The sequence below is a fragment of the Chondromyces crocatus genome (assembly GCF_001189295.1).
Classification (GTDB): Bacteria; Myxococcota_A; Polyangia; order Polyangiales; family Polyangiaceae; genus Chondromyces; species Chondromyces crocatus.
Map to the genome: position 1 here is coordinate 8104071 of NZ_CP012159.1, position 22525 is coordinate 8126595.

The 22525-nt window shown below is 67.2% G+C and carries 16 protein-coding genes and 1 tRNA gene; 9 read left to right on the forward strand and 8 right to left on the reverse strand.

Annotation, left to right across the window (positions count from 1 at the left end; all coding sequences use genetic code 11):
* Nucleotides 1-73: 73 nt before the first annotated feature.
* The 3 genes from secF to yajC are packed head-to-tail and all read right to left on the reverse strand — an operon-like array spanning nucleotide 74 to nucleotide 3849.
* A complete protein-coding gene (gene secF / locus CMC5_RS29070) occupies nucleotides 74-1315 on the reverse strand; it encodes a protein translocase subunit SecF (protein ID WP_050433448.1) in 1242 nt (413 codons plus the stop codon).
* Nucleotides 1316-1339: 24 nt separating this feature from the next.
* Nucleotides 1340-3514 carry a protein translocase subunit SecD gene (secD, locus tag CMC5_RS29075; RefSeq protein ID WP_050433449.1) on the reverse strand — a complete coding sequence of 725 codons (2175 nt, stop codon included), beginning with the start codon at nucleotides 3512-3514 and terminating at the stop codon, nucleotides 1340-1342.
* A gap of 53 nt (nucleotides 3515-3567) precedes the next feature.
* Complete coding sequence (yajC, locus tag CMC5_RS29080) at nucleotides 3568-3849, reverse strand: preprotein translocase subunit YajC (RefSeq protein ID WP_063796368.1); 282 nt, start codon at nucleotides 3847-3849, stop codon at nucleotides 3568-3570.
* A gap of 427 nt (nucleotides 3850-4276) precedes the next feature.
* Here yajC and CMC5_RS29085 point away from each other — a divergent pair.
* From CMC5_RS29085 to infC, 3 genes are all read left to right on the forward strand, one after another.
* Nucleotides 4277-4348, forward strand: a tRNA-Val gene (locus tag CMC5_RS29085).
* 208 nt (nucleotides 4349-4556) lie between these two features.
* Complete coding sequence (thrS, locus tag CMC5_RS29090; protein ID WP_245677810.1) at nucleotides 4557-6515, forward strand: threonine--tRNA ligase; 1959 nt, start codon at nucleotides 4557-4559, stop codon at nucleotides 6513-6515.
* 325 nt (nucleotides 6516-6840) lie between these two features.
* Complete coding sequence (infC, locus tag CMC5_RS29095) at nucleotides 6841-7569, forward strand: translation initiation factor IF-3 (RefSeq protein WP_050433452.1); 729 nt, start codon at nucleotides 6841-6843, stop codon at nucleotides 7567-7569.
* Nucleotides 7570-8411: 842 nt separating this feature from the next.
* On the opposite strand, the gene CMC5_RS29105 is transcribed toward infC, so the two are convergent.
* The 4 genes from CMC5_RS29105 to glgB form a co-directional block, all read right to left on the reverse strand.
* Nucleotides 8412-10142 (reverse strand): serine/threonine protein kinase, encoded by a 1731-nt coding sequence (locus CMC5_RS29105; RefSeq protein ID WP_169796697.1) that lies wholly within the window; start codon nucleotides 10140-10142, stop codon nucleotides 8412-8414.
* Between the two features lie 40 nt (nucleotides 10143-10182).
* Nucleotides 10183-11157 (reverse strand): hypothetical protein, encoded by a 975-nt coding sequence (locus CMC5_RS29110; RefSeq protein WP_050433455.1) that lies wholly within the window; start codon nucleotides 11155-11157, stop codon nucleotides 10183-10185.
* A gap of 120 nt (nucleotides 11158-11277) precedes the next feature.
* Nucleotides 11278-12072: an SMI1/KNR4 family protein gene (locus CMC5_RS29115; RefSeq protein ID WP_063796369.1), complete on the reverse strand. Its 795-nt coding sequence runs from the start codon at nucleotides 12070-12072 to the stop codon at nucleotides 11278-11280.
* A gap of 49 nt (nucleotides 12073-12121) precedes the next feature.
* Nucleotides 12122-14560: a 1,4-alpha-glucan branching protein GlgB gene (gene glgB / locus CMC5_RS29120; RefSeq protein ID WP_063796370.1), complete on the reverse strand. Its 2439-nt coding sequence runs from the start codon at nucleotides 14558-14560 to the stop codon at nucleotides 12122-12124.
* A gap of 164 nt (nucleotides 14561-14724) precedes the next feature.
* On the opposite strand from glgB, the gene CMC5_RS29125 reads away from it, so the two are divergent.
* From CMC5_RS29125 to CMC5_RS29135, 3 genes are read left to right on the forward strand one after another with little or no spacing between them, the layout of a single operon-like run.
* Complete coding sequence (locus tag CMC5_RS29125; protein WP_050433457.1) at nucleotides 14725-16299, forward strand: aldehyde dehydrogenase family protein; 1575 nt, start codon at nucleotides 14725-14727, stop codon at nucleotides 16297-16299.
* Between the two features lie 41 nt (nucleotides 16300-16340).
* Entirely contained in the window at nucleotides 16341-16784 is a 444-nt protein-coding gene (locus CMC5_RS29130) for a hypothetical protein (protein WP_050433458.1), read from the forward strand.
* 60 nt (nucleotides 16785-16844) lie between these two features.
* Nucleotides 16845-17921: a serine/threonine-protein kinase gene (locus tag CMC5_RS29135; protein ID WP_050433459.1), complete on the forward strand. Its 1077-nt coding sequence runs from the start codon at nucleotides 16845-16847 to the stop codon at nucleotides 17919-17921.
* Nucleotides 17922-17989: 68 nt separating this feature from the next.
* Here CMC5_RS29135 and CMC5_RS29140 read toward each other — a convergent pair whose 3' ends face one another.
* Complete coding sequence (locus CMC5_RS29140; RefSeq protein ID WP_156338931.1) at nucleotides 17990-19168, reverse strand: hypothetical protein; 1179 nt, start codon at nucleotides 19166-19168, stop codon at nucleotides 17990-17992.
* A 379-nt stretch (nucleotides 19169-19547) separates the two neighbouring features.
* Here CMC5_RS29140 and CMC5_RS29145 point away from each other — a divergent pair, with 379 nt between their 5' ends.
* From CMC5_RS29145 to CMC5_RS29155, 3 genes are all read left to right on the forward strand, one after another.
* On the forward strand, nucleotides 19548-20447 hold the full coding sequence (locus CMC5_RS29145; RefSeq protein WP_050433461.1) for an STAS domain-containing protein: 900 nt from the start codon (nucleotides 19548-19550) through the stop codon (nucleotides 20445-20447).
* Nucleotides 20448-20508: 61 nt separating this feature from the next.
* Entirely contained in the window at nucleotides 20509-21411 is a 903-nt protein-coding gene (locus CMC5_RS29150) for a PAS domain-containing protein (protein WP_050433462.1), read from the forward strand.
* 44 nt (nucleotides 21412-21455) lie between these two features.
* Nucleotides 21456-22361, forward strand: coding sequence for a PAS domain-containing protein (locus tag CMC5_RS29155; protein WP_050433463.1), 906 nt, complete (start codon nucleotides 21456-21458; stop codon nucleotides 22359-22361).
* Nucleotides 22362-22525 lie beyond the last annotated feature (164 nt).

Consider the following 22525-nt stretch of genomic DNA (forward strand, 5'->3'; position numbering starts at 1 on the left):
AGTCTACAGGCCACGCACAGTCGAAAAACGCGGAGATCGGGGGAACACTGCTCACGCACGAAGCAACGGTCACTCAGACCACTGCATCGACACGCTTGTCAGCACGGACGCGGCGAACCTTCTTCCGCTTGTACGTCGATCCCTTGAAGAACCGGCGATCGACCCACTCGGTGAAGGGAGCAGCCACATAGATGGAGGAGTACGTACCGACGACGATACCGACCACCAGGGTGAACGCGAAATCCTTCAACGTCCCAGTTCCCCAGATGAAGAACATCAACAGCGACAGCGAGGTCGAAGCAGAGACGATGATCGTACGACCCAGCATCTCGGAGATCGACATGTTGATGATCTCCGAGAATGACTTGTCGCGGTGCTTGCTGAGGTTCTCCCGGATACGATCGTAGACCACCACGGTATCGGTGATCGAATAGCCGACGATCGTCAGCAAGGCCGCAACCGTGGAGAGCGTGATCTCACGTCCCGTGATGATCATCGCTCCAAGCGCGATGCCGACATCGTGCACCAGGGCGAGGATCCCGCCAGGAGCGAAGCGCACATCGAAGCGAAGGGCGACGTACGCCATGATGAACAGCAGCGACACCAGCACGCTCTTCACGGCAGAGTCGCGCAGCTGATCGCCAGCTTTGGGACCAATCCACTCCACACGGAGTGCCTGGGCTGGCACTTTCTCAGCCCCGAGCTGGGTCCTGAGGCCGTCCATGAGCTGGTCGCCCTTGGACTTGAGGTAGATCTCGACCTTGTGATCGCGCTCGCTCACGATCACCGGGTTGTTCTCCCCTTCCCGGAGAGACACCCCTTCGATGCCCAGGAGCTGCTTCTTGATCCCTTCGAGATCAGGCGCCACCTCGTATCGAGCGGAGATCTTGTCACCCCCGGGGCTGAACTTCACCTCGTTGGCGCGGACCGCGGGGGGGCATCGATCCTCGGCGACCGGTGTCCCCTCGGGGGGATGGCACAGGTGGTCACGGACCATGTCCCGCTGAGGCTCGCCGAGCGCCGAGACCTCCTGGACCCTGATGAGGTATCGGTTCGGGTTCGCGGCGTCGCTCACCGCCACGACGTCGGGGGAGCTGAAACCGGCCTTCTCGATGGCTTCACGCACATCGGCGCTCGAGACCTGGGCCGTGAAGGCCACCTCGATCTCGGTTCCACCTTTGAAGTCGGTCCCAAGCTTGGGTCCCGGATAGACGAATGAGAACATCGACAGCAGCAGCAGCAGCAGGCTGAATCCGATGAACAGCCACCGCTTGCTCATGAAGTCGAACTGTCGACCAGGCTTGATGAGTTCCATGTCGGTCCCAGGCTCGAGGCTTCGTTACACGGACGCGGCGGTCTTGATGCCAACCGACAGTTTCTTCACCTTCCGGTGACGGACTGCCCACTCGAACATCAGGCGGGTGCACACGACACCCGTGAAGAGGCTGGCCGCAATGCCAATGATGAGGGTGATGGCGAAGCCCTTGATCGGGCCTGTGCCGTATTGGGCGAGGATGAGGCCGCCGATGAACGTGGTTACATGTCCATCGAGGATTGCACTGAAGGCCTTGTCGTAACCGATGTCGACCGCAGCGCGTGGGCTCTTTCCGAGACGGAGCTCTTCTCGAATGCGCTCGTTGATCAGCACGTTGGCGTCCACGGCGACACCGATCGTCAGCGCGAGCCCGGCCATTCCAGGCAGCGTCATCGAGGCGCCGAACATCGCGAGGACCGCGATCTGAATGACGAGGTTGAAGAGCACCGCGACGTCGGCGATGACGCCCGCACGCCGGTAGTAGACCATCATGAACAGCAGCACGAGCGTGCCGCCACCCAGGGCACCTTTGAAGCTCTCGCTGATGGCATCACGCCCGAGCGTCGGTCCGATTCGCTGCTCGTTCGACAGCGAAATCGGAGCCGGCAGTGCACCGGACCGGAGGACCAGCTCGAGCTTGCGGGCGTCTTCGAGCTGCTGGGTGACGTTTCCAGCGCCCATCGTGATCGTCGCGATGCCGCCAGGAATCTTGGTCTGGATGACCGGCGCGCTCTCGACTTTCGCATCCAGGATGATCGCGAAGCGGCGCTTGATGTTCTTCCCGGTGATGTCCTCGAAGCGGTCTGCGCCGACGGGCGTGAGCTCCATCCGGACGTACCAACCGCCCATCCCTCGATCACCTTGATCCGGGACCGCCTGGGCGTCGCGGATCATGTCACCGGTGACTTCCGCCTTGCTGAACAGGAAGTAGGTTCGCCAACCGATGTCTTCGAAGGTGTCCGTCTCTTCGTCGTACTCGACGAACTTGCCGAAGCCGACCTCGTTGTCCTGCGGGACCTGGAGCGTCGCGACCCACTCCTGCATCCGCTTGAGGGCATCCCGCATGTCCTCATTCTCCCCGCGGAGCATGAGCGCGTAATAGTTCGGCTTGGTCTTGTTCGGGCCGACGGGCGCATTCTCGATGCGGAAGTCGAGCCCCTTCGGGAGGTCCTCCCGCTTCGCGCTCCGCGCGATCGGCTCGAAGAAATCCGTGTCGTCATCGACCATCTTGAACTCGAGCCGAGCCGTCTGGCTGATGATGTCGCGGATCTCGTCGAAGGCGCGCTCGTCCTCGCCGGGCACCTCCACGATCACGTCCTCGTCTCGCGTGCTGATGCCGGCCTCCTTCAGGCCCAGCGCATCCACGCGCCGCTCGACGGTCTCCTTCGCCTGAGTGACCGCGCGCTCGCGGATCTGGCTCTCGACCTCATTGCGGATGCGGAACGTGGCGGTCTTCAGATCGCTCGACCAGTTGACCTGCACCTCCGCCTTGAACTGCTGGAGGAACTCGTCCGTGATCTTCTCCGAGTCGGCCCGATCGTTCAGATACAGGGTCATCGTATCGGCACGGTCGCGTGCCTTCTCGATACGGACCTTCTCCTGCAGCTTTTGAAGCTCCTCGATGGTCGGCCGCGAGTCCCCCTGGTGGTAGCCGAACAGCGTTGCCAGCTTCGCCCGAAGGTCGTCGTAGTAACGATCTCGCTTGTCCTTGATCGCCTCGTCGACGTCGACCGTATAGACCAGCCGGAGGCCGCCCTTCAGATCGAGACCACGAACCAGGCGGAACGAGATGTTCGAACGGACGAACTGACCGAGGCCGAGCTCCCCGCGCTGAGCCTTCGTTTCCTGCTCGGATCGGACATCGGACGCCAGGTGGGACTGGTCTTCATGCCCGTGGTACTCGTCGTGAAACGTCGGGTAGATGCAGAGCACCGACCCGAGGGCGAGGAAGAGCACGAAGCCCGTCTTCATGCGCCACGCCATGTCGATCCACGGCCCAGCGCACACGAGCGCCCAGGGGATCATCAGCGAGAACAGCGCGAGCGACCAGAAGACGTAGTAGTGGGCCGAGATCGCCGCTGCACCAGCGGAGATCGCAGCCCACATCAGAACGCCACGCTTCGCCCGGCTGAGCCAGGCACCGAGGAGGCACAGGCCGGCGATGCCGGCGAACCCGAATTGGAGGATGTTGTGGAGCATGGGGGTGCTGCCGATGAGGAGGCGGCGAAGATTCCTGGTGCCTGGGGAACGGACTACTTTTTATCCGGGGCCTTGTCCTTCGCCTCGACCGAAGCCTCGCCACCGTCCACGCCTTGAATCGCGGTCTTGAGGATCTGCACGTTCACGCCGGGGGCGATCTCGAGCTTCACCCTGTTCGAGGTCGAACTCATATCGACGATCTTACCGATGAGCCCCGCCTGGGTGACGACACGATCTCCCACCTTGAGGCCGGCCTCCATCTGCTTCTGCCGCTTGTTCTGGCTCCTGGTCATCATGAAGATGAGGAGCAGCGGCAACGCAAACATGAGGAGCATCGGCAGCCCACCCCCCAACCCGGGGGCTTGCGGGGGCGCTTGGTCCCCGGCGGGCGCAGACTGCTGAGTCTCACCCGAAGGCGCGGCCTCACGCCCTGGGGCGGAAGTCGGCTGAAATCCGTATGAGCTTGCCACGGTGACGAGTCCCTTTCGCCCCCTCGGGGCGCCGCCCGGGATGTCCAGGCCCTGCGGCCACTCCGGGGGTAGATGCCACGGCGCGGATTCTCCGCGTGTCGCACCAGCCAGTACGAGGCCCGCCTCCATACCGGGGATTGGAGGGTCGCGCAAGCCTGGTGGGCACGCGTCTCGCAAGTGGCTGGCTGGGTACACGGGGTTGTGTCCAACGACTTTCGGGGTCTTCCGTCGCGACCTCTTGACAGGAGTCCCCCCCCTTGGTAGGGACGCGCTCCTCACTTCTCGCACGAGAAGGCACGTAGCTCAGTGGTAGAGCACTACCTTGACACGGTAGGGGTCGCCGGTTCGAAACCGGCCGTGCCTACAGAAGCTCATCGAGCGTCCCGGCCCTGATGCCTGGCGACACAGCTTCCTCATCTCACAATATAAATAGCTCAATGGCCTCCGACGAGAATGCTCCCGCTGGGAGCTCGCAGTCCTTGGTGGAGGGCAGCGCCGCCGGCGCGCACGCTCGCACCACCGCGCGAGAGATCCTCGCTGATGCGATCGCGAAAGATCGAACCATCATCGGCGTGCGGGTTGGAGGTCGTGTCGTCGACCTCCACACACCCTTCAGGCATGACGGAGCGACGCCCGTCGAACCCATCAGGACGACGGACGCCGACGGGCTGCGGATCATCCGGCACTCGACCGCGCACGTGATGGCCGATGCGGTTCAGCGTCTCTTTCCTGGGACGAAGGTGACGATCGGTCCCGCCATCGATGCTGGGTTCTATTACGACTTCGATAAGCCGAACGGCCCCTTCACCGACGAAGATCTCGAGAAGATCGAGTCCAAGATGCGGGAGATCGTCGCCGCTGGGAAGCCGTTCCGCCGTGAACTGGTCGACCGCGAGACGGCCCATCAGCTCTTCGCCAGGATGGGCGAGACTTACAAACGCGAGCTGATTGACGCGATCCCCGCGGGAGAAGAGGTCTCACTTTACCACCACGGTGACGGGACCAGCGACTGGGTCGACCTCTGCGAAGGCCCTCACGTACCCGACACTTCACACCTGGCAGCCATCAAGCTCGTGAGCGTGGCCGGAGCGTACTGGCGAGGCGACGAGCGCAACCCGATGCTCCAGCGCATCTACGGGACGGCGTTCCCGAGCCAGAAGGCGCTGGACGAGCACCTCAAGCTCATCGCCGAAGCCAAGGAGCGAGATCACCGCAAGCTCGGCAAGGAGCTCGAGCTGTTCATGTTCCACGAGTACGCCCCGGCGATGCCCTTCCTCCTCCCCCGAGGAGCCGTCGTCTACAACGCCCTCGTGACGTACATGCGGGATCTGTACCTCGACTACCGCTACGACGAGGTGATCACGCCCCAGATCTTCGACAAGAAGCTCTTCGAGACGAGCGGCCACCTACCCAACTACCGCGAGAACATGTACCTCCCGGTCACCGCGGAGCACCTGGATCAGGCCCGGATGGCGCTGCGGCTCGGGGTCGGCGGGGACGACGCCTCCTACCGTGAGGCCGACGCAGAGCGAGACAAAGCCGTCATCCAGCACCTCGCCGAGCTCGAGCGGCTCTCGCAGAAGCCCATGAACTGCCCGAGCCACTGCCTCATCTTCGGGCAGCGACGCCGGAGCTACCGCGAGCTGCCGTGGCGCATGGCCGACTTCGGACGGCTTCACCGCTACGAGCGCGGCGGCGTGGTCCACGGACTCGCTCGTGTCCGGTCCTTCTGCCAGGACGACGCGCACATCTTCTGCGCCCCGGAGCAGATGCAGGTCGAGATCGCCTCGTTCCTCCGGCTGCTCCAGGAAGTCTACGCCGCCTTCCGTTTCAACAAGGTGGACATCAGGCTCGCGACGCGCCCCCAGAAGCGAATCGGAACCGACGCCCAGTGGGATGCTGCCGAGTCCGCGCTGGCGCTGGCGCTTCAGGACGCCAAGCTGCCGTACGAGGTGGCCCCTGAAGAGGGCGCCTTCTACGGTCCCAAGCTCGAGTTCCATGTCGAAGATGCTCTCCGCCGCAGCTGGCAGCTCGGCACCATCCAGGTCGACTACGCTCTGCCCGATCGCTTCGACCTGGAGTACACGGGTCAGGATGGCGCCTCCCATCGCCCGGTCATGCTGCACCGCGCGATCCTCGGGTCCCTGGAGCGGTTCTTCTCCGTTTTCCTCGAGCACGTCGCCGGGGCTTTCCCGGTGTGGCTCGCACCCGAGCAGGCGGTCATCGTCACGGTCAGTGAGAAGCAGGCCGCTTACGCCGAGGAAGTGGTCAACCTCCTCCGCAGCCGCCGTCTCCGCGTCCGGGCCGATGTCGGCGCGGACAAGCTGGGCGCGAAGATCAGGAATGCCCGGCTCCTTCGAGTCCCCTATGTCGTGGTCATCGGAGACAAAGAGGCCGCCGAGCGAAAGGTCGCCCCTCGCTCCCGCGATCTGAACAAAGACCTGGGCGCCATGACACTCGAGGACTTCGCGAGCCGGCTCCAGGAAGAAGCGGTGCCGCCCCGCTTGAAGGCTGGTTCCACCTGGGCTTGACGACTTCGAGCCCCCGGCCGGGTCGGACGCACCGCGACCGTCACCCCCGCCCCCCCTGTCCCCGGGTCTCTCTTCACCCGGGGCTCGGCAGGCCCAAGCCCGCCCAGACCCCCCTGCACGCCGCGACCGCGCGCTCTTCTGACGCGAACAAGTCGCCGGCGCCGTTGCCTACGGCTGCGAGTCGGGCGACATTGGCACCCGGAGACGGGTGTACCCCCCCCTCCTACGTCGACCCCGCTGGCTGTTGCGGCGGGCCCGCGCACCAGATGGTCAGCGGAACGACGGATGTGACGACCAGGAGATCAAGGAGACAACGGAACACCACATGGCGATGAGACGCTTCGACCCCCGGCAGGCCCAACGTGGACCGCAGATCCGCATCAATCAGCGCATCCGCGTCCCGGAGATCCGTGTCATCGGCGACGACGGCGAAATGCTCGGCATCATGCCGACACACGAAGCGCTGCGCCGAGCGCAGGAGAAGGGGCTCGATCTCGTCGAGGTCAACCCCAAGGCCGAGCCGCCGGTCTGCAAAATCCTCGACTTCGGCAAGTTCAAGTACGACGAGAAGAAGAAAGCCCGCGAAGCGAAGCGGAAGCAAAGCGTCGTCGAGATCAAAGAGATCAAGCTTCGCCCGAAGACCGACGATCACGATCTGGACTTCAAGGCCAGAGCAGCCCAGCGGTTCATCACCGCCGGACACAAGGTGAAGTTCACGGTCCGCTTCCGCGGCCGCGAGATCACGCACCCCGAGAAGGCGCAGGAGCAGCTCGACTGGATCGTGAAGACCCTCGAGGAGGTCGCGAACGTCGAGGTACGCCCCATGATGGAGCAGCGCACCATGACCCTGATCATGGCGCCCAAGCCGGCCGTCATGCAGAAGGTGCAGCAAGCCCGCCAGGCTGCCGAGAAGGCACGGCAGAAGGCCATCCAGGAAGGTCGCGCAGCGCCGCCCATCCCGACCGAGGAAGAAGAGCTGGAGCAGCTCGAGCAGCAGCTCGAGGATCGCGACGACGACGACGACGACGACGACGAGGACGAAGGGGGTGGCTGAAGGGCACGGAGGGCGCGCCTCGATCCTGAAGCGGCTGCGCAGGCAGCCGCCTCTCCTGGTCGGCGCGCTCCTCGTCCCTGTCTTGCTCCTCCCCCTCGTGACGCGCGCCCTCACGGACGCGGTCGCCGCACGGAGCGGCGCACAGCTGGCCATCCTCACCGAGCGCCTGTCCAGCCCACCTTCACCCTCCCTCCCTTCCCTGCCTGCCATCCCCGCCTCGGCTCAGGACGACGAGTCTCCTCGTGACGCCCTCGCCTCTGAGCGCCTTCAACCAGTCCGCCCCGCTGCCCGCGGGAGCACCGCACCGAAGCCCGGCGCGAGCAGCTCACCGAGCGCGGATTCTGGCAAACCTGGCCTCCCTCGTGCCCTCCACATTCGCATCGGCACCGTCCTCCGCGCAGCCCGCAGCGGCGCTCGACCCAGCGGAACCCCCGTCCCCGCCCTGGGCGATCGCCCTGCTGGACTTGCCCTTCAGGGCGTCGGCCACTTCGGAGCAGGACTGCTCGACGGAGACATCCTCACCCACGTCAGCGGTGCCCCAGCGCGCTCTGTCAACACCGTGGTCGGCGCCGTGATGGGGGCGCTCCGGGCGGGCGCCCCTGCCCTGGGCGCAGTGGTCTGGCGGGGCGACCAGCCGATCCAAGTCTCTGTCGAGCTGCCGCGCCTCAGCGCCGACAGCCTCCCCTCTGCTGGTTCGGCGCCCCCGCCCGCTCCGACAGCGGCGCCCCGTTCAACGACAGTCCCTCGGTCGGCTTCCACTCCCTCTTCGAAGACGCTCCCCCATGCGACGGCGGCCCCTCGGTCGCCCCCCCCGCCTCCTTCGAAGACGGCCCCCCGCGCAGCTACTGCGAAATGAACCCGCCGAAATAGGCCCCCGCGGCAAGAGCCGCCAGGGTCGCCACGAGCAACAGCATCTTGATGGCCCCGCCGCCTGAGGTCGCCGCTGTGGCCAGCGGCGCCGGCTCTTCGCGTGCGATCGCCTGACGCTTCCTCGCTGCCGCGGCAGGGGTCCTCGGGCTGTCCCCCGTCACATCTTTCGCGGTGACACCGACGACGCCCCTCTTCGAAGAACCGCCCTGGATGGGCCCCTCATCATCGGCACCATCCGTCGGAGCGCTCGCCTTGGCGATTTCCTTTACCGACGCCGCTCCTGACGTCACCGCCTTCGGCTCGTTCACGCCCGGGGGGACCGCCTTCTCCTCGGCCAGCCTCTCGGGGGCGGATGCTTCCTTCGGGGCGAGGCGGCCTCCCTCGTGCGTCGCCTGCTTCTCGCCCACTCGCCCTTCCCCTTCAGCTGCCACCGGCCTCTCCGAGGTAGCCGGAGGCCGCTCCGACCTCCTCGCCACCACCAGCGGGACGGGCGCCGACGCTGGCCCCCCTTGCCCGGACGACGGCACCTCCGACGAAGCTCCGGCCGCCTCCGCATCCTCTTCGGCCTCCCCTCGCCGCCCTTCTTCGAGCTCCGGAGCAGGCCCATTGATCTCATCGGCCCACGTGCTGATGTCATAGAAGCCAGGCAGCTTCGCGGGCTCCTCGTGTCCCGTCGCCAGCGCCTTCTCTTCGTCCGTCTGCAGCGACGTGAACTCCAGCAGCGTCTCCTCGATCAGCTTGTCGATGAGCGACGCCTGCGCGCTCGCGGGCGCGCGCCGCCGGAGGCTCATCGCCCCCCGCACCAGCTCTGCCACCTCGAACGCACTCACGCTGCGACCGAAGCGAAACAGGAAGTCCCACAGATCCCGGCCGAACTCGCGCGCCGAGCCGTAACGCTGATCCCGATCACGCGCCAGCGAGCGCGTCACGATCGCGTCGAGATCCGGCGGGACGGCTTTGTTGCGCGACAGCACCGACTCCACCTCGGCCTTCTGCACGAGCTTCACCGTGTGGAAGTCATTCTCCCCCACGAAGAGCCGCTTCCCGGCCAGCATCTCCCAGAGGATGATCCCTACCGCGAAGACATCGGCGCGGTGATCCAGCTCCAGCCCTTCCGCCGCCTCCGGCGACAGGTAGCTGTACTTGCCCTTGATGATCCCCGCCTCGCTCTTCTCCAGCTGGCTCGTCGCCTTCGCCAGACCGAAGTCGACGATCTTCACCTCGCCGAATTTGGTCAAGAGCACGTTCGGCGGCGACATGTCGCGGTGCACGATCTTCAGTTGCTTCCCGTCGGAGCCCTTCAGCTCGTGCGCGTAGCTCAGGCCCTCGCAGATCTTCGCAGCGATGTAGACCGCTGCCTCCGTGGGCAGCGGCTTCCCGCTCTTCTTCATCCACTCGATGACGGCCTTCAGATCGGCTCCATCGACGTACTCCATCACGATGAAGTAAGCGTTGTCGCCGACGCCGATGTCGAAGACCTGCGCCACGTTCGAGTGGGACAGGTGCGCCGAGAGCCTCGCCTCATCGAGGAACATCGCGATGAATCGCTTCTTCTCGCTGAGCGCAGGCAAGACGCGCTTGATCGCGACTTGCTTTTTGAACCCCTCGATCCCTGCGCTCTCCGCGAGGAACACTTCGGCCATCCCGCCAGAGGCGAGCTTCTCGATGACCCGATAGCGCTGTTGCTGGTGGGGGTCAGTCATCCTGCCGCTTAGTACACCATGACCAGCGGCCCGCGCCCAATCAGCGGCCACGACCTTCATCTTCCTCGCCGCTCCACCAGGACGGTGTCGGCGGCGAGAGTCCTCTGGGCGGATCCTCGTGGTGTTCAGGCTGATCGTGCGGAATTTGTCGCGTCTCCTCCCCCGACCAGGTCGAGATGGCCTCGATGTCCGAGGCGCTCAGGCTCATGGGCGGCGTGTCATCCGACTCGGGCATGAGCTCCATGGCGTCGTCGGCTTCCCAGGAACCGCCATGTCGCGCGGGGCCGAGCGGCAGCGCGCCAGCAGCACCACCTCGTGCTCCCCTGGGAGGCGGCGGAGGCACGGAGGAGCGCCCTCCCGCTGGGGGAGGGTTCGGGGGTGCTGGCACCGATCTCCCTTTCGCTGGTGAAGGCGGCGGCGGCGGCGGCGGAGCGACGGATCTCCCTCTCGTCCCCGCCACGGATGGCGATGGGGGCGGGGGGGCTGCCGATCTCCCTCTCGCTCCCGCGAACGATGGCGCAGGTGGCACCTCGGATCTCCCTCTCACGACCGGAAGCGGCGGGAGTGGCTGGGGCGGCAAGGTCGACCTCCCTGCACCCTCCGAACCTGGAGGAGAAACGAGCGGCACCGTCACCGGCTTCCATGCAGCGCCGACCACCTCGGCGGCCAGCTCCCCTGCGAACGACGTCGAAGACCACAGCGGCACCGTCAGCGTCATCTCGCCGTCCTGCTGGTACGCCCCGGGCCCCTGGTAGTCGATGCGCTCGATCACCGACGTCTTCAGCAGCACGAAGCGGCCGCTCTCTCGCCGCACGAAGAGCCCCGCCGCGCCCACGCGCAGCTCTCCGACCAGACCCCCGTCCACCCGCAGATCGAGGCACGCCACGAACTGCGCCCCCATGCAGCGATCCTGCGCCTCACTGCCGCTCGGAGAGAGCACCCAGCCACAGACCCCCTCCTCGTCCAGCATGTACGTGCAGGTCCGCGTGTGGACCGCGTAGACCATCTCCGCCATGCGTCCCGCTCCGGGAGAAGAGCCTCTCGACCACCGGAGCAGCTCCGGAAAGAGCCCCCCGACATCGAACGCGAGAGAGCTACCACGGCGCCCCCGAGGCCGGAACCACCTCGGCTCGGCTCAGCCGAACAGCGCGATTCTCGCGACTGGACGTGCCGCCGGGCGCATCGACGGCGGGGGAGGCATCACGCTCCCGGCCCTCGCCCGCGACCCCCCCGGGGTCACCTCGCGCACCCCGCTCGTCGGCGCCGGCGTCACGCTCGGAGGTGCTGGCGTCACGCTCGTGGAGACCGACATCGCCTCCTCCACGGGCAGCTCCAGCTCCGCCTCGAGCATGTCCGCCACGAGCTCCAGCAGCTCGGGAAAGCTCGACAGCCGCATCCCGAGCCCGCTCATCCAGACCACCACGTCCATCTCGCCGTCGTCGCGCGCTGTCTCAGGATCCCAGGCGAACAGCGTCTCCGCGTCCGGGTCGATCCCGAAAGGCACCAGCCCAGCGGCGCGCATCCGCCCTCGCGCGCGATCCGGACCTGGCCCATCGAACCACGTCCGCTGTGCCCCGGCCTCTCCCTGCCGCGCGCGCGTCGCCTCTCGCGCTCGCGCCGCGCCACGCCCCCGCGCGGCGCCCTCGTTCTCTTCGAGCATCATCTGCGCCACGCCCAGGTACGCCCCACGCGTCAGCGGCCGACTCCCCAGCAAGCCGGCCCCAGCAAAAATCTGCGGCCACCCATCGTGCATCGACAGCAGCGCGCGGTAGCTCGGCGGCAGCCGCATCCCCATCCGCCGCTCGGCACACGCGATCGCCTCTTCCGCTGCCCCCTCGGGCGGCGCGACGGGCATTCCGCGACGCGGATCCCTGCGCGCAAGCTCCAGCCGGAGCGCTCGGATACGGCGGATCGCGTCGAGCAAGTCCATGGCGGGGGACCCTAGGCATGGCCCCCTGGCCGAGGCAAAAAACCAGCGCCTACACCTCCGAAGAGCGAGCCTCCGACGCCTCCGTCACCTCGCCCGCCATGCGCTCCGCCACGCTCTCACCTTCACGCGACGACGCTTCCTCGGGCACGTCATCCGCTGGTCCATCCTCCGGCACGACATCAGGCCCGGAGCGTTGCCGCGCGGCGGCCTCTTCCGCTGCTACCGCAGCATCCGCCGCCTCCATTGCCGCGATCTCCTCCTCGTTCGCGTCGCGCTCGGGCACGAGCCACAGCACCCCGAGCGGAGGCAGCGTCAGCACCAGCGACTGCGCGAACCCATGAGACGGCACCGCCTCTGCCTCGATTCGCCCCAGATTTCCCACACCGCTGCCCCCGTACACCGAGGCGTCGGTGTTGATCACCTCCAGGTAGGCGCACCGCCGAGGCACACCGATCCGGTAACCCCCCCGCACCACCGGCGTGAAGTTCCCCACGAACACCACGAACATCCCGCGCGGCGACTCTTGCCGCCCTGCCCCTTCGCCGTAGCGAACGAACGACGCCACGCTCTGATGGCTGTCGTTCGCGTCGATCCACCGGAACCCTTGCGCCTGATCATCCAGCTCGTACAGCGCCGACTGGTTCACATAGACCCGGTTCAGATCCTTCAAGAGCTGCGAGATCCCTGCGTGGCCAGGCAGCGCCAGGAGCCCCCAGTCCAGCTCCGTCTTCTCGCTCCACTCGCTGAGCTGACCCAGCTCCGCCCCCATGAACAGCAGCTTCTTCCCCGGATGGGCCCACATGTACGCGTACAGCATCCGCAGGTTCGCCAGCATGTGCCAGTGATCCCCTGGCATCTTCGACAGCAGCGACTTCTTCAGGTGCACCACCTCGTCGTGGGACAGCGGCAAAAGGAACCGCTCCGACCACGCGTACATGATCCCGAACGTCAGCAAGCCGTGGTGGAACGAGCGGTAGACCGGGTCTTGCTTGAAGTAGTTCAGCGTGTCGTGCATCCACCCCATGTTCCACTTCAGATCGAACCCGAGCCCACCCAGGTAGGTCGCTCCGGTGATCGCAGGCCACGACGTCGACTCTTCCGCGCAGACCACTGCCCCGGGGAACTGCGTGTGGACCCGATCGTTCAGCTCCCGCAGGAACGCGATCGCCTCCAGGTTCTCCCTGCCCCCGTGCTGGTTGGGCACCCAGTCCCCTGGCCCCTTCGAGCCGTAGTCCAGATAGAGCATCGACGCGACGGCATCGACCCGGATCCCGTCGATGTGGAACTCCTCCAGCCAGTACAGCGCGCTCGCCACCAGGAAGTTACGCACCTCGTTCCGGCCGTAGTTGAACACGAACGTGTTCCACTCCCGGTGTTCCCCTTGCCGCGGATCCAGGTGCTCGTAGAGCGCCGTCCCGTCGAAGCGCCCGAGCGCCCACGCATCCTTCGGAAAATGCGCCGGTGGCCAGTCCAGGATCACCCCGATGCCCCGCTGATGCAGCCGATCGATCAGGTAGCGCAGATCATCGGGGCTGCCGAACCTGCTCGTCGGAGCGAAGTAGCCGACCACCTGGTAGCCCCACGACCCATCGAACGGATGCTCCATCACCGGCATCAGCTCCACGTGCGTGAACCCCAGCTCCGCCAGGTAGTCCGGAAGCACCTCCGCCAGTTCCCGGTAGCTCATCCACCGCTTGCGGTCGCCGTCCTCCGCCTTGCCGGGCACCCTTCGCCACGAGGCCAGGTGCATCTCGTAGATGCTCATCGGCTTCTTCAGCGCCTTCCCTGCCGCCCGCGCCTCCATCCACGCCCGATCCTCGAACTCGTAGCCGCGCTCCACCACCCGCGACGCGTTCTTCGGCCGCAGCTCCATCGCGCGCCCGTACGGATCGATCTTCAGCAGGTGCACGCCCGACGGCGCCTTGATCTCGTATTTGTAGATCGCTCCTGCCCCCACCTCGGGCAGGAAGATCTCCCACACCCCGTGCCCGCGCCGCCGCATCGCGTGGAGCCGACCATCCCAGCCGTTGAAATCCCCCACCACGCTCACCCGACGGGCAGCGGGCGCCCACACCGCGAACGCAGTCCCGGCAACGCCCTCCACGATCCGCGGGTGCGCTCCCAGGCATGCGTGCACCTCCTCGTGCGTCCCCTCGGCGATCAGGTGCAGATCAACATCCCCCAGCACCGGCCCGAAGGCATACGGATCCCGCAGCGAGAACGAGCGATCCCCGTAGCGCACCTCGAGCCGGTACCCGAAACGCCCTCGCTCCCCTCCGAAGTGCGCCTCGAAGACCCCCGCCCCGTGGACCCGGCGCATCGCGCGCGCCGGCACCGCAGGATCGTCGGGCACCACCACCACCTCCGTCGCCTCCGGCCGGAAGCAGCGCACCGTCGTCCCCCCCTCCTCCTCGTGTGCCCCCAGGATCCGGTGCGGATCCACGTGCTCCACTGCCGCGATGCGCTCGATCTCTCGATGGTCCACCATGATCGCAGCGCGCGTATACCGCCCTCCCCGCTGCACGTCACCCTCCCCCGGAAGCGCCGATTCCCCGCACACGCAGCCGCGCGGGACCGCGGTTGCTCACCCCACCCAACCGGGCTAGGGTCGCCCCCACGGCGCATTGCGTCGCGCAAAGCGGGAGGTCGATCATGGGACAGTTGGCGAGCGAGCAGATGGCCAAGGGCAACGGCCAGAGCCTGAACGGGCAGAGCAGCGCGAAGCTGAAGAGTTACGCCCCGGCGACTGGAGAGCTGCTCGGCGAAGCCCCCAACATGGGCCCTGACGAGGTGCGCGCCGTGGTGGAGCGTGCCCGACGCGCGCAGGAGGCCTGGGGCGCTCTCTCGATCGAGGAGCGTGGCGAGCGCATGCTCCGCTTCCGGGACGCGCTCGTCGATCGCGCGGACGAGGTGATCGACCTCCTCTCCCGCGAGTGTGGCAAGCCGCGCCACGAAGCCCTGCTCCACGAGCTGATGGTCGTCGCCGACGTCATCACCTTCTTCGCCAAGGTGGCCCCCCAGGCGCTCGCCCCGCGCGAGATCTCGCTCCACCTCCTCAAGCACCGCAGGAGCTTCCTGCACTACAGCCCGCGCGGCGTCGTCGGTGTCATCTCCCCGTGGAACTACCCCCTCCAGCTCCCGCTCCGTGACGTCGTGCTCGCGCTCGTCGCCGGCAACGCCGCCGTACTCAAGCCCAGCGAGGTCACCCCCCTCATCGCCCTCAAGGCCAAGGAGATCTGGGACGCCGCCGGCCTCCCCGAGGACGTCTTCCAGGTCGTCACCGGCTACGGCCCCACCGGCGCCGCCCTCATCGACGCTGGCATCCAGCTCTGCGTCTTCACGGGCGGCGTCGCCACGGGCAAGCGCGTCGCGGCGGCCTGCGGCGAGCGCCTCATCCCGTGCGTCATGGAGCTGGGTGGCAAGGCCCCCCTCATCGCCCTCGACGACGCCGACATCGAGCGCACTGCCCAGGCCATCGTCTTCGGCGGCTTCACCAACGCGGGCCAGGTCTGCATCTCCGTCGAGCGGGTCTACGCGCACCAGAAGGTCCACGATCGCGTCCTCGATCGTGCCGTGGAGATCACCCGCTCCCTCCGCCAAGGCGACCCTGCCAGCGACTTCGTCGACGTCGGCGCCATCATCTTCCCCCACCAGATCGACGTCGCCGAGCGCCACATCAAGGACGCCATCGAGAAGGGCGCCCAGCTCAAGGTCGGCGGCAAGCGCCGCGAGGGTACGGGCCAGTTCTTCGAGCCCACCATCCTCAGCGGCTGCAACCACGACATGACCGTCATGACCCAGGAGATCTTCGGCCCGGTGATCCCCTTCATGGAGGTCGCCTCCGAGGAAGAGGCCCTGCGCCTCGCGAACGACTCCCACCTCGGCCTGAACGCCTACGTTTTCACCGCCGACCGCGATCGAGGCCACCGCCTCGCCGAGCGCGTCCAGGCGGGCAGCGTCCTCGTCAACGACGTCATCACGAATGGCGGCACCCCCGACGCTCCATTCGGTGGCATCAAACAGAGCGGATTCGGCCGTGTCCTCGGAGAGGACTCGCTCCGCGACATGTGCGACGTCCGCCACATCAGCACCGACCGCGTCCGGATGACCGGCAAGGACCCTCTCTGGTATCCCTACAGCGAGACCTCCTACGGCTGGTTCAAGAAGGGCCTGCGGGCCCTCTTCTCCGGTGGCGGAATCGTCCAGCGCATCCGCGACATCCTCTGAACCCTGCTGCGCGAGAGCGCATGCACCCCTGACCTCCCCGCATGGCCAACTCCGACCACGACGACGATCCCAACAGGGGCAGAGCCGCGCTCTCCACCTGGGAAGCCCTGCACGCCTATGCCCGCGACAACTACGCCCTCGACGCCGAGGGTGAAGGCTGGCTCGCCACGACCGTCTTCTGGTCGGACACCCCACGCAGCCAGCAGGTGCGCATCTCCGCCTTCGATCGCGCCGACGGCGCCCCATGGATCGCCTTGCGCAGCACCGTCTGCCGGAAAGAGCAGCTCGAACCCGAGGAAGCCATCCGACAGAACGACGACCTCGCCGTCGCCACCCTCGCCCTCACCGACGACGACTCCTACGAACTCGTCTACTCCTTCCCGCTGGCCGCGCTCACGGGCGCCGTACTCGATGATCTCGTGAACCACGTCGCCGCTGCCGCGGACGATCTCGAAGAGCCCACGACGGGCGGCGACGAGTACTGAACAAGCCCTCCTTGCTTGCAAACAGCCGCCGGGAGGGGCTATCCGGAGAGGAGCCCCTCCATGCTCTGCCCTCGTTGCTCCAGGCGGTACGACGACGAACACCGCTTCTGCCCCCACGACGGCACCCAGCTCACACCCCGGCCCGACATCCGGCGCATTCGCACCAAGCCCAGCGAGAACGTGGGCATGGTCGTGGGTGGCCGCTACCAGGTCCGCGGCCTCATCGGCGCCGGCGGTATGGCCGAGGTGTTCCTCGCCCAGGACAAGACCACCGGCGACCCGGTCGCGGTCAAGATCCTGAACGCGCGCCACCTCAAGGACCCCATGAAGAAGGCCCGCTTCATGCTCGAAGCGACGGCCGGCGCCAAGATCCGCCACGACAACGTCCTCGAGGTGCTGGACGTCGGCCTCCGAGACGACGGCGCCCCTTACCTCGTCATGGAGTACCTCTCCGGCGAGTCCCTGGGCGACTGGCTCCGCCGCGAGCGCGTCATGAACGCGGCCATGGCCCTCCCCCTCCTCATCCAGATCGCCAGCGGCCTCGCCGCCGCACACCGCGCTGGCATCGTCCACCGCGACATCAAGCCCGGCAACGTCTTCCTGATCGGCGAGAGAGGCGCCCCGCACACCGCCAAGGTCGTCGACTTCGGCTTCGCCCGGCTCGCCGAGTTCCGCGGCCTCACCCAGGCCGGCATGGCCGTCGGCACCATCGAGTACATGGCCCCCGAGCAAGCGGTCGGCGACGCCGCCGAGGTCCGCACCGACATCTACGGCCTCGGCGTCGTCATGTACCGCATGTTCACCGGCCGGATCCCCTTCTCGATGCGGAACGACGCCGAGCTCCTCGCCCACCACTTCCTCGTCCCCCCGCCCCCGCCCTCGCTCGGGCAGGAGGGCATCGCGCCACGCATCGAGGCCGTGGTTCGCAAGGCGCTCCGCAAGAACCTCGACAACCGCTACGCCACCATGGACGCCCTCATCGGCGACCTGGAGCGCGTGACCCACCCCTCTGGCCCCACCGTCGCCCTCGCGCCCATCACCGAGCCCGACGAGTACAAGCCCCTGACCCCCTTCGCGGCCAACACCGCGGGGTACTACCGCCGCCTCCTCAGCAGGCCCGCACCGAGCGGCGCCTGAACGCTCGTCCTCCCGCGCTCGCCGCTCGCAGCGCCCTCACCTCACGCAGCGCCCCCCGGCGCCTGCCGCTACCCGCGCGTCACCTCGAAATCCAGCAGCTCTTCCAGCCTCGGAAGCGCATCCTGGAGCAGCTCCAGCCCGTACAGCTCACGGAAGCCCAGCACCAGCGCGTGCGCGATGTCGTCGAGCACCACGTCCACCTCCGGCGGCACTGCGCTCAACTCGTGAAACGGACCTCGCTGCTCCGCCTCCTCGCGCGCCACCCCGCCGCCCTCGCCTCGCCGCGTCGCCGCGAGCCGCCGCCACGCCTCATGGATCCGCTCTCCGTGCTCGCGCAGCCGCTTCCGACCCACGGCCACCGAGATCGCAAGCGACGGCGCGTTCCGCCCGAACACCGCTGACCCCAGCGCCTCGTCCAGCAGTGCGGCCCGCCGCGTCGCGCGCGCATCCTCACGCGCCACGCGACACGCAAGCTCGTCCAGCCAGAGCAGCGCGGGTGATCGCGGCGAAGCATCCACCAGCGCCCCCAGCCGCTCCAGGCTCGCGGCGCATCCCGCACCGATCACGTCGAAGGCCCTGCACAGTGGCTCCCATACCGAGCCCCTCCGCTCGGGATCTCCCTCGCGACCGAAGCGCTCCCACAGCAGCGCTCTTCCCTCGGCCAGATCGCTTCGCGACGACCCTCCTGCGCCCAGGACGGCGATCCGGTAGGCCGCCGCCTCCCGCTCGTGGCGACACCCCTCCTCCGGATCCACCCCGGCGGCGTCGTCCGCGCCACCACCGAGCGCGCGCTGCTCCTCGCGCTCGACCTCGGCGAACCGCACCCGCAGCTCACGCGCAGCCTCGGGCCCGCACGCCGCTTCCATCGACGCCACCATCTCCAGCGCGTCCTCGTCGAGCAACCGGATCGGCGCCTCGCGCCGCTGCAGCGCCAGGAGCTCCCAGGCCAGCGCCCAGAGCGCCTTCACCCCGTAGTCCTTGGGCCGCGCCAGCCCGGTCAGCCCCGCGGCCACCTCGACCACCGAGAGGGGAACACTCCCGGCCGCCACGAGGTCCACCGCCGCACGCGCCGCGCCATCGACCGCGTACCACGCCTGCTCGATCGCGCTGTCCGAATCCTCGCCGTCGAGGATCTCGCGCGCTGCCACCATCAAACGTCGCGCCTCGCAGATCGCCGTCGTGCCCGACTCGGCGAAGAATGGCGAGAATGACCGGGAAACAGGGGGGTGCTCGGAGGGAATGAGCATGACCGACGGCTCGCTTTGGTCAGGGTAGACCACTCCACGGCGGCCGTACATTGCCGGCCACGGCTCGGGATAGCTCCGGTGCGCAGACCACCGCACACCCTCCCCCCCGAACGACCAGAGCATACGCCACCTGCCCGCGCGTGGCGCATCTACCTTCGCGACGAGATCCCGGGGCCCCACCATGTCCGACGGACGCCCCACGCAGCGCAGAACGCCATGCTCTGGCTCTGGCCACCGCGTCTGGCGATCCCCGCATTTCCTGGAGCGGCAGCTGCGCACAACGCCTCACCCCTGTCCGAACCGCGCTCCCACGCTAGAACGGATCATCCGAGACGATCTTCCGGAGCCTCACCCGGAGTCCCAGGCGGAAAGGAGCATCATGAACCAGGAGCCTCTCGATCCCATCGACACCGAGCTCGCCGCGCTGCGGGAGCGCATCGCGCACCTCGAGGCCTCCGAGCGGCAGCTCCTCCAAGAACTCTCCCGCATGGAGCGCATCGTCGACAAGCTCCCCCAGAGCGTCTACCTCTTCGACGTCCAGCGACGCGAGAACGTCTACGTCAACGGGGACCTCATCACACTGCTCGGCCACTCCGCCGACGAGATCAAGCAGATGGGCTCCTCGCTGCTGCCCAGCTTGATGCACCCCGACGACTGGGCCAGCTACCAGACGTACGCCGCGCAGTTCTCCCAGCTCCGCGAGAGCGAGGTCATCCACATCGACTACCGGATCCGCGACCTCACCGGCGCGTACCGCTGGGTTCGCAGCTTCGAGCGGGTCTTCTCGCGCGACGCCTGCGGCGCGGTCGAGATCATCCTCGGTCTCGTCCAGGATCTCACCGAAGAGCGGCACGCCGATGCCGAGCGCGCGGCCCTCCGGGAGCAGATGATCGTCGCCCAATCAGCCGCGCTCCGGGAGATCGGCACCCCCCTCATCCCCATCTCCCAAGGCGTGGTCGCCATGCCTCTCGTCGGCGCCATCGACGACGACCGCGCCGCCCGCATCCTCGAGGTGCTCCTCGACGGAATCACCGAGCGGCGTGCGCAGGTCGCCATCCTCGACGTCACCGGCGTGAAGGAGATGGGCGAGCGCACCGCGGCGGCCCTGTGCAAAGCCGCGCGCGCAGGATCCCTCCTCGGCGCGAAGGTGATCCTGACCGGCGTCCAGCCCGAGATGGCCCGCATCCTGGTCGCGCTCGGCGTGAACACCTCCGATTTCACGACACGCGCCACCCTGCAAGAAGCCATCACCCACGCCCTCGATCACCGCGCGCGGTGACTACCCACCGAGCTGCCCTCGGGGCTACTCTGGCAGAACCGCACACCAGACGAGGAGCGACATGAAACCGGCCACCACCACGGATCCGCACCGTGACGACCCGAAGAATCCCCGCGCTCGTTTAGCAGAGCTCGAGCAGTCCGAGCATGCTTTGAAGCAGGAGCTCGAGCGAATGCAGCGCATCGTCGGCAGCCTCCCGCAGAACATCTACCTCTACAACATCCAGGAGAACCGCAGCGTCTACGCCAACAACAACCTGGGGCGCCTGCTCGGAAACTCTCCCAACGAACTCGTGGACATGGGCTCGGCCCTGCTCACCACGATCATCCACCCCGACGACTGGGACCCTTACCGCCAGTATGCCCAACAGTTCGCGACGTTGGAGGACGGCCAGCTGCTGAAGCTCGACTGGCGCGCCCGCAGGCAGAACGGCGAGTACCACTGGATTCGCAGCTTCGAGCAGGTGTTCTCCCGCGATGACAGTGGCGCGGTCGAGGTCGTCCTGGGCATCGTCCATGACCTCACCGAGGAGCTTCGGGCAGACGCCGAGCGCGCCGCACTGCGCGAGCAGATCATTGCCGCCCAGTCAGCCGCGCTCCGAGAGATCGGCACCCCCCTCATCCCCATCTCCGAAGGCGTGGTTGCCATGCCCCTCGTCGGCGCCATCGACGACGACCGCGCCGCCCGTATCCTCGAGGTGCTGCTCGAAGGCATCTCCGAGCGCCGCGCCCGCATCGCCATCCTCGACGTCACCGGGGTGAAGGAGATGGACGACCGCATCGCGGATGCACTCTGCAAGGTCGCGCGTGCAGCCTCCCTCCTCGGCGCCAAGGTCGTCCTCACCGGAATTCAGCCCAGCACGGCGCGCGCGCTCGTCACCCTCGGGGTGAACACGTCCCATCTCACCACCCGCGCCACGCTCCAGGAAGCCATCGCCGACGCCCTCGTCCGTCCTTCACGCTGAGATCCCATCCGTCGTTGGACCAGCGTAGCCTGGGAAGACCCACCATGACGTCGAGTCCACTCCCACTGACGGCCACGCAAGACGAAGCCTCCTCGATCGCGGAGCGCATCGCTCAGCTCGAAGCGTCCATGCTGCCCATACGGCGCGAGATCGACCGCTTAAAACACCTGGCCTCGCTGATCCCGGCCAACATCTACATCATGGACTTCAAGCAGCTCAACGCGGTCTACTCGAACCGAGAGTTGAGCGCCCTCTTCGACTACACCGCGGAAGAGCTCCGGCGCATGGGCACCGCGCTGGTGCCGACCCTGGTGCACCCCGATGATCTCACGCGCTATTCGGCCCACCTCGAGCGGCTGACGCAGATCGAGGACGGTGAGGTCCTCAAGCTCGACTACCGCATCCGTCTCCGGAGTGGCGAGTACCGCTGGCTCCGCACCTTCGAGCAGGTCTTCTCCCGCAACCCCGACCGCAGCGTGCACCAGATCCTCGGTGTCGGCATCGATCTCACCGAGGAACGACAGGCCGAGGTCGAACGCGCCTACCTCCGCGAAGAACTCCTCCACGCTCAGACCGCTGCGCTCCAGGAGATCGGCACTCCACTCGTTCCGATCACATCGGGTGTCATCGCCATGCCGCTCATCGGGAGCATCGACGAACAGCGCGCCGCTCGCATCCTCGACGTACTCCTCGACGGCATCGCCGAGCGCCGCGCCCGCATGGCCCTCCTCGACGTCACCGGCGCCAAGGACGTCGACGCCCGCCTCGCCGCCACCATCCTCAAGGTTGCGCGTGCCGCCTCTTTGCTCGGCGCCGAGGTCGTCGTCACCGGGATCCAGCCCGAGATGGCGCGCATCCTGGTGCAGGAGGGCGCCAACCTCGGCCAGCTCAAGGCCTGCGCGACGCTGCAAGAGGGCATCACCCTCGCCCTGAGCCGCGCCGCTGGCTGAACGAGTCGCCCTCGGCCGCCCACGTCACGCCGCTGGATGCGCGCGTCGTCAGCACCATCACGAGCAGTGATCGTGTCCCGCACCACGTCAGCGGAACCAGTGATCTCTCAGGACGTCAGCACCACCACGGACAGCAAGGTTCCACGAAACGAACCGCGCGCAAC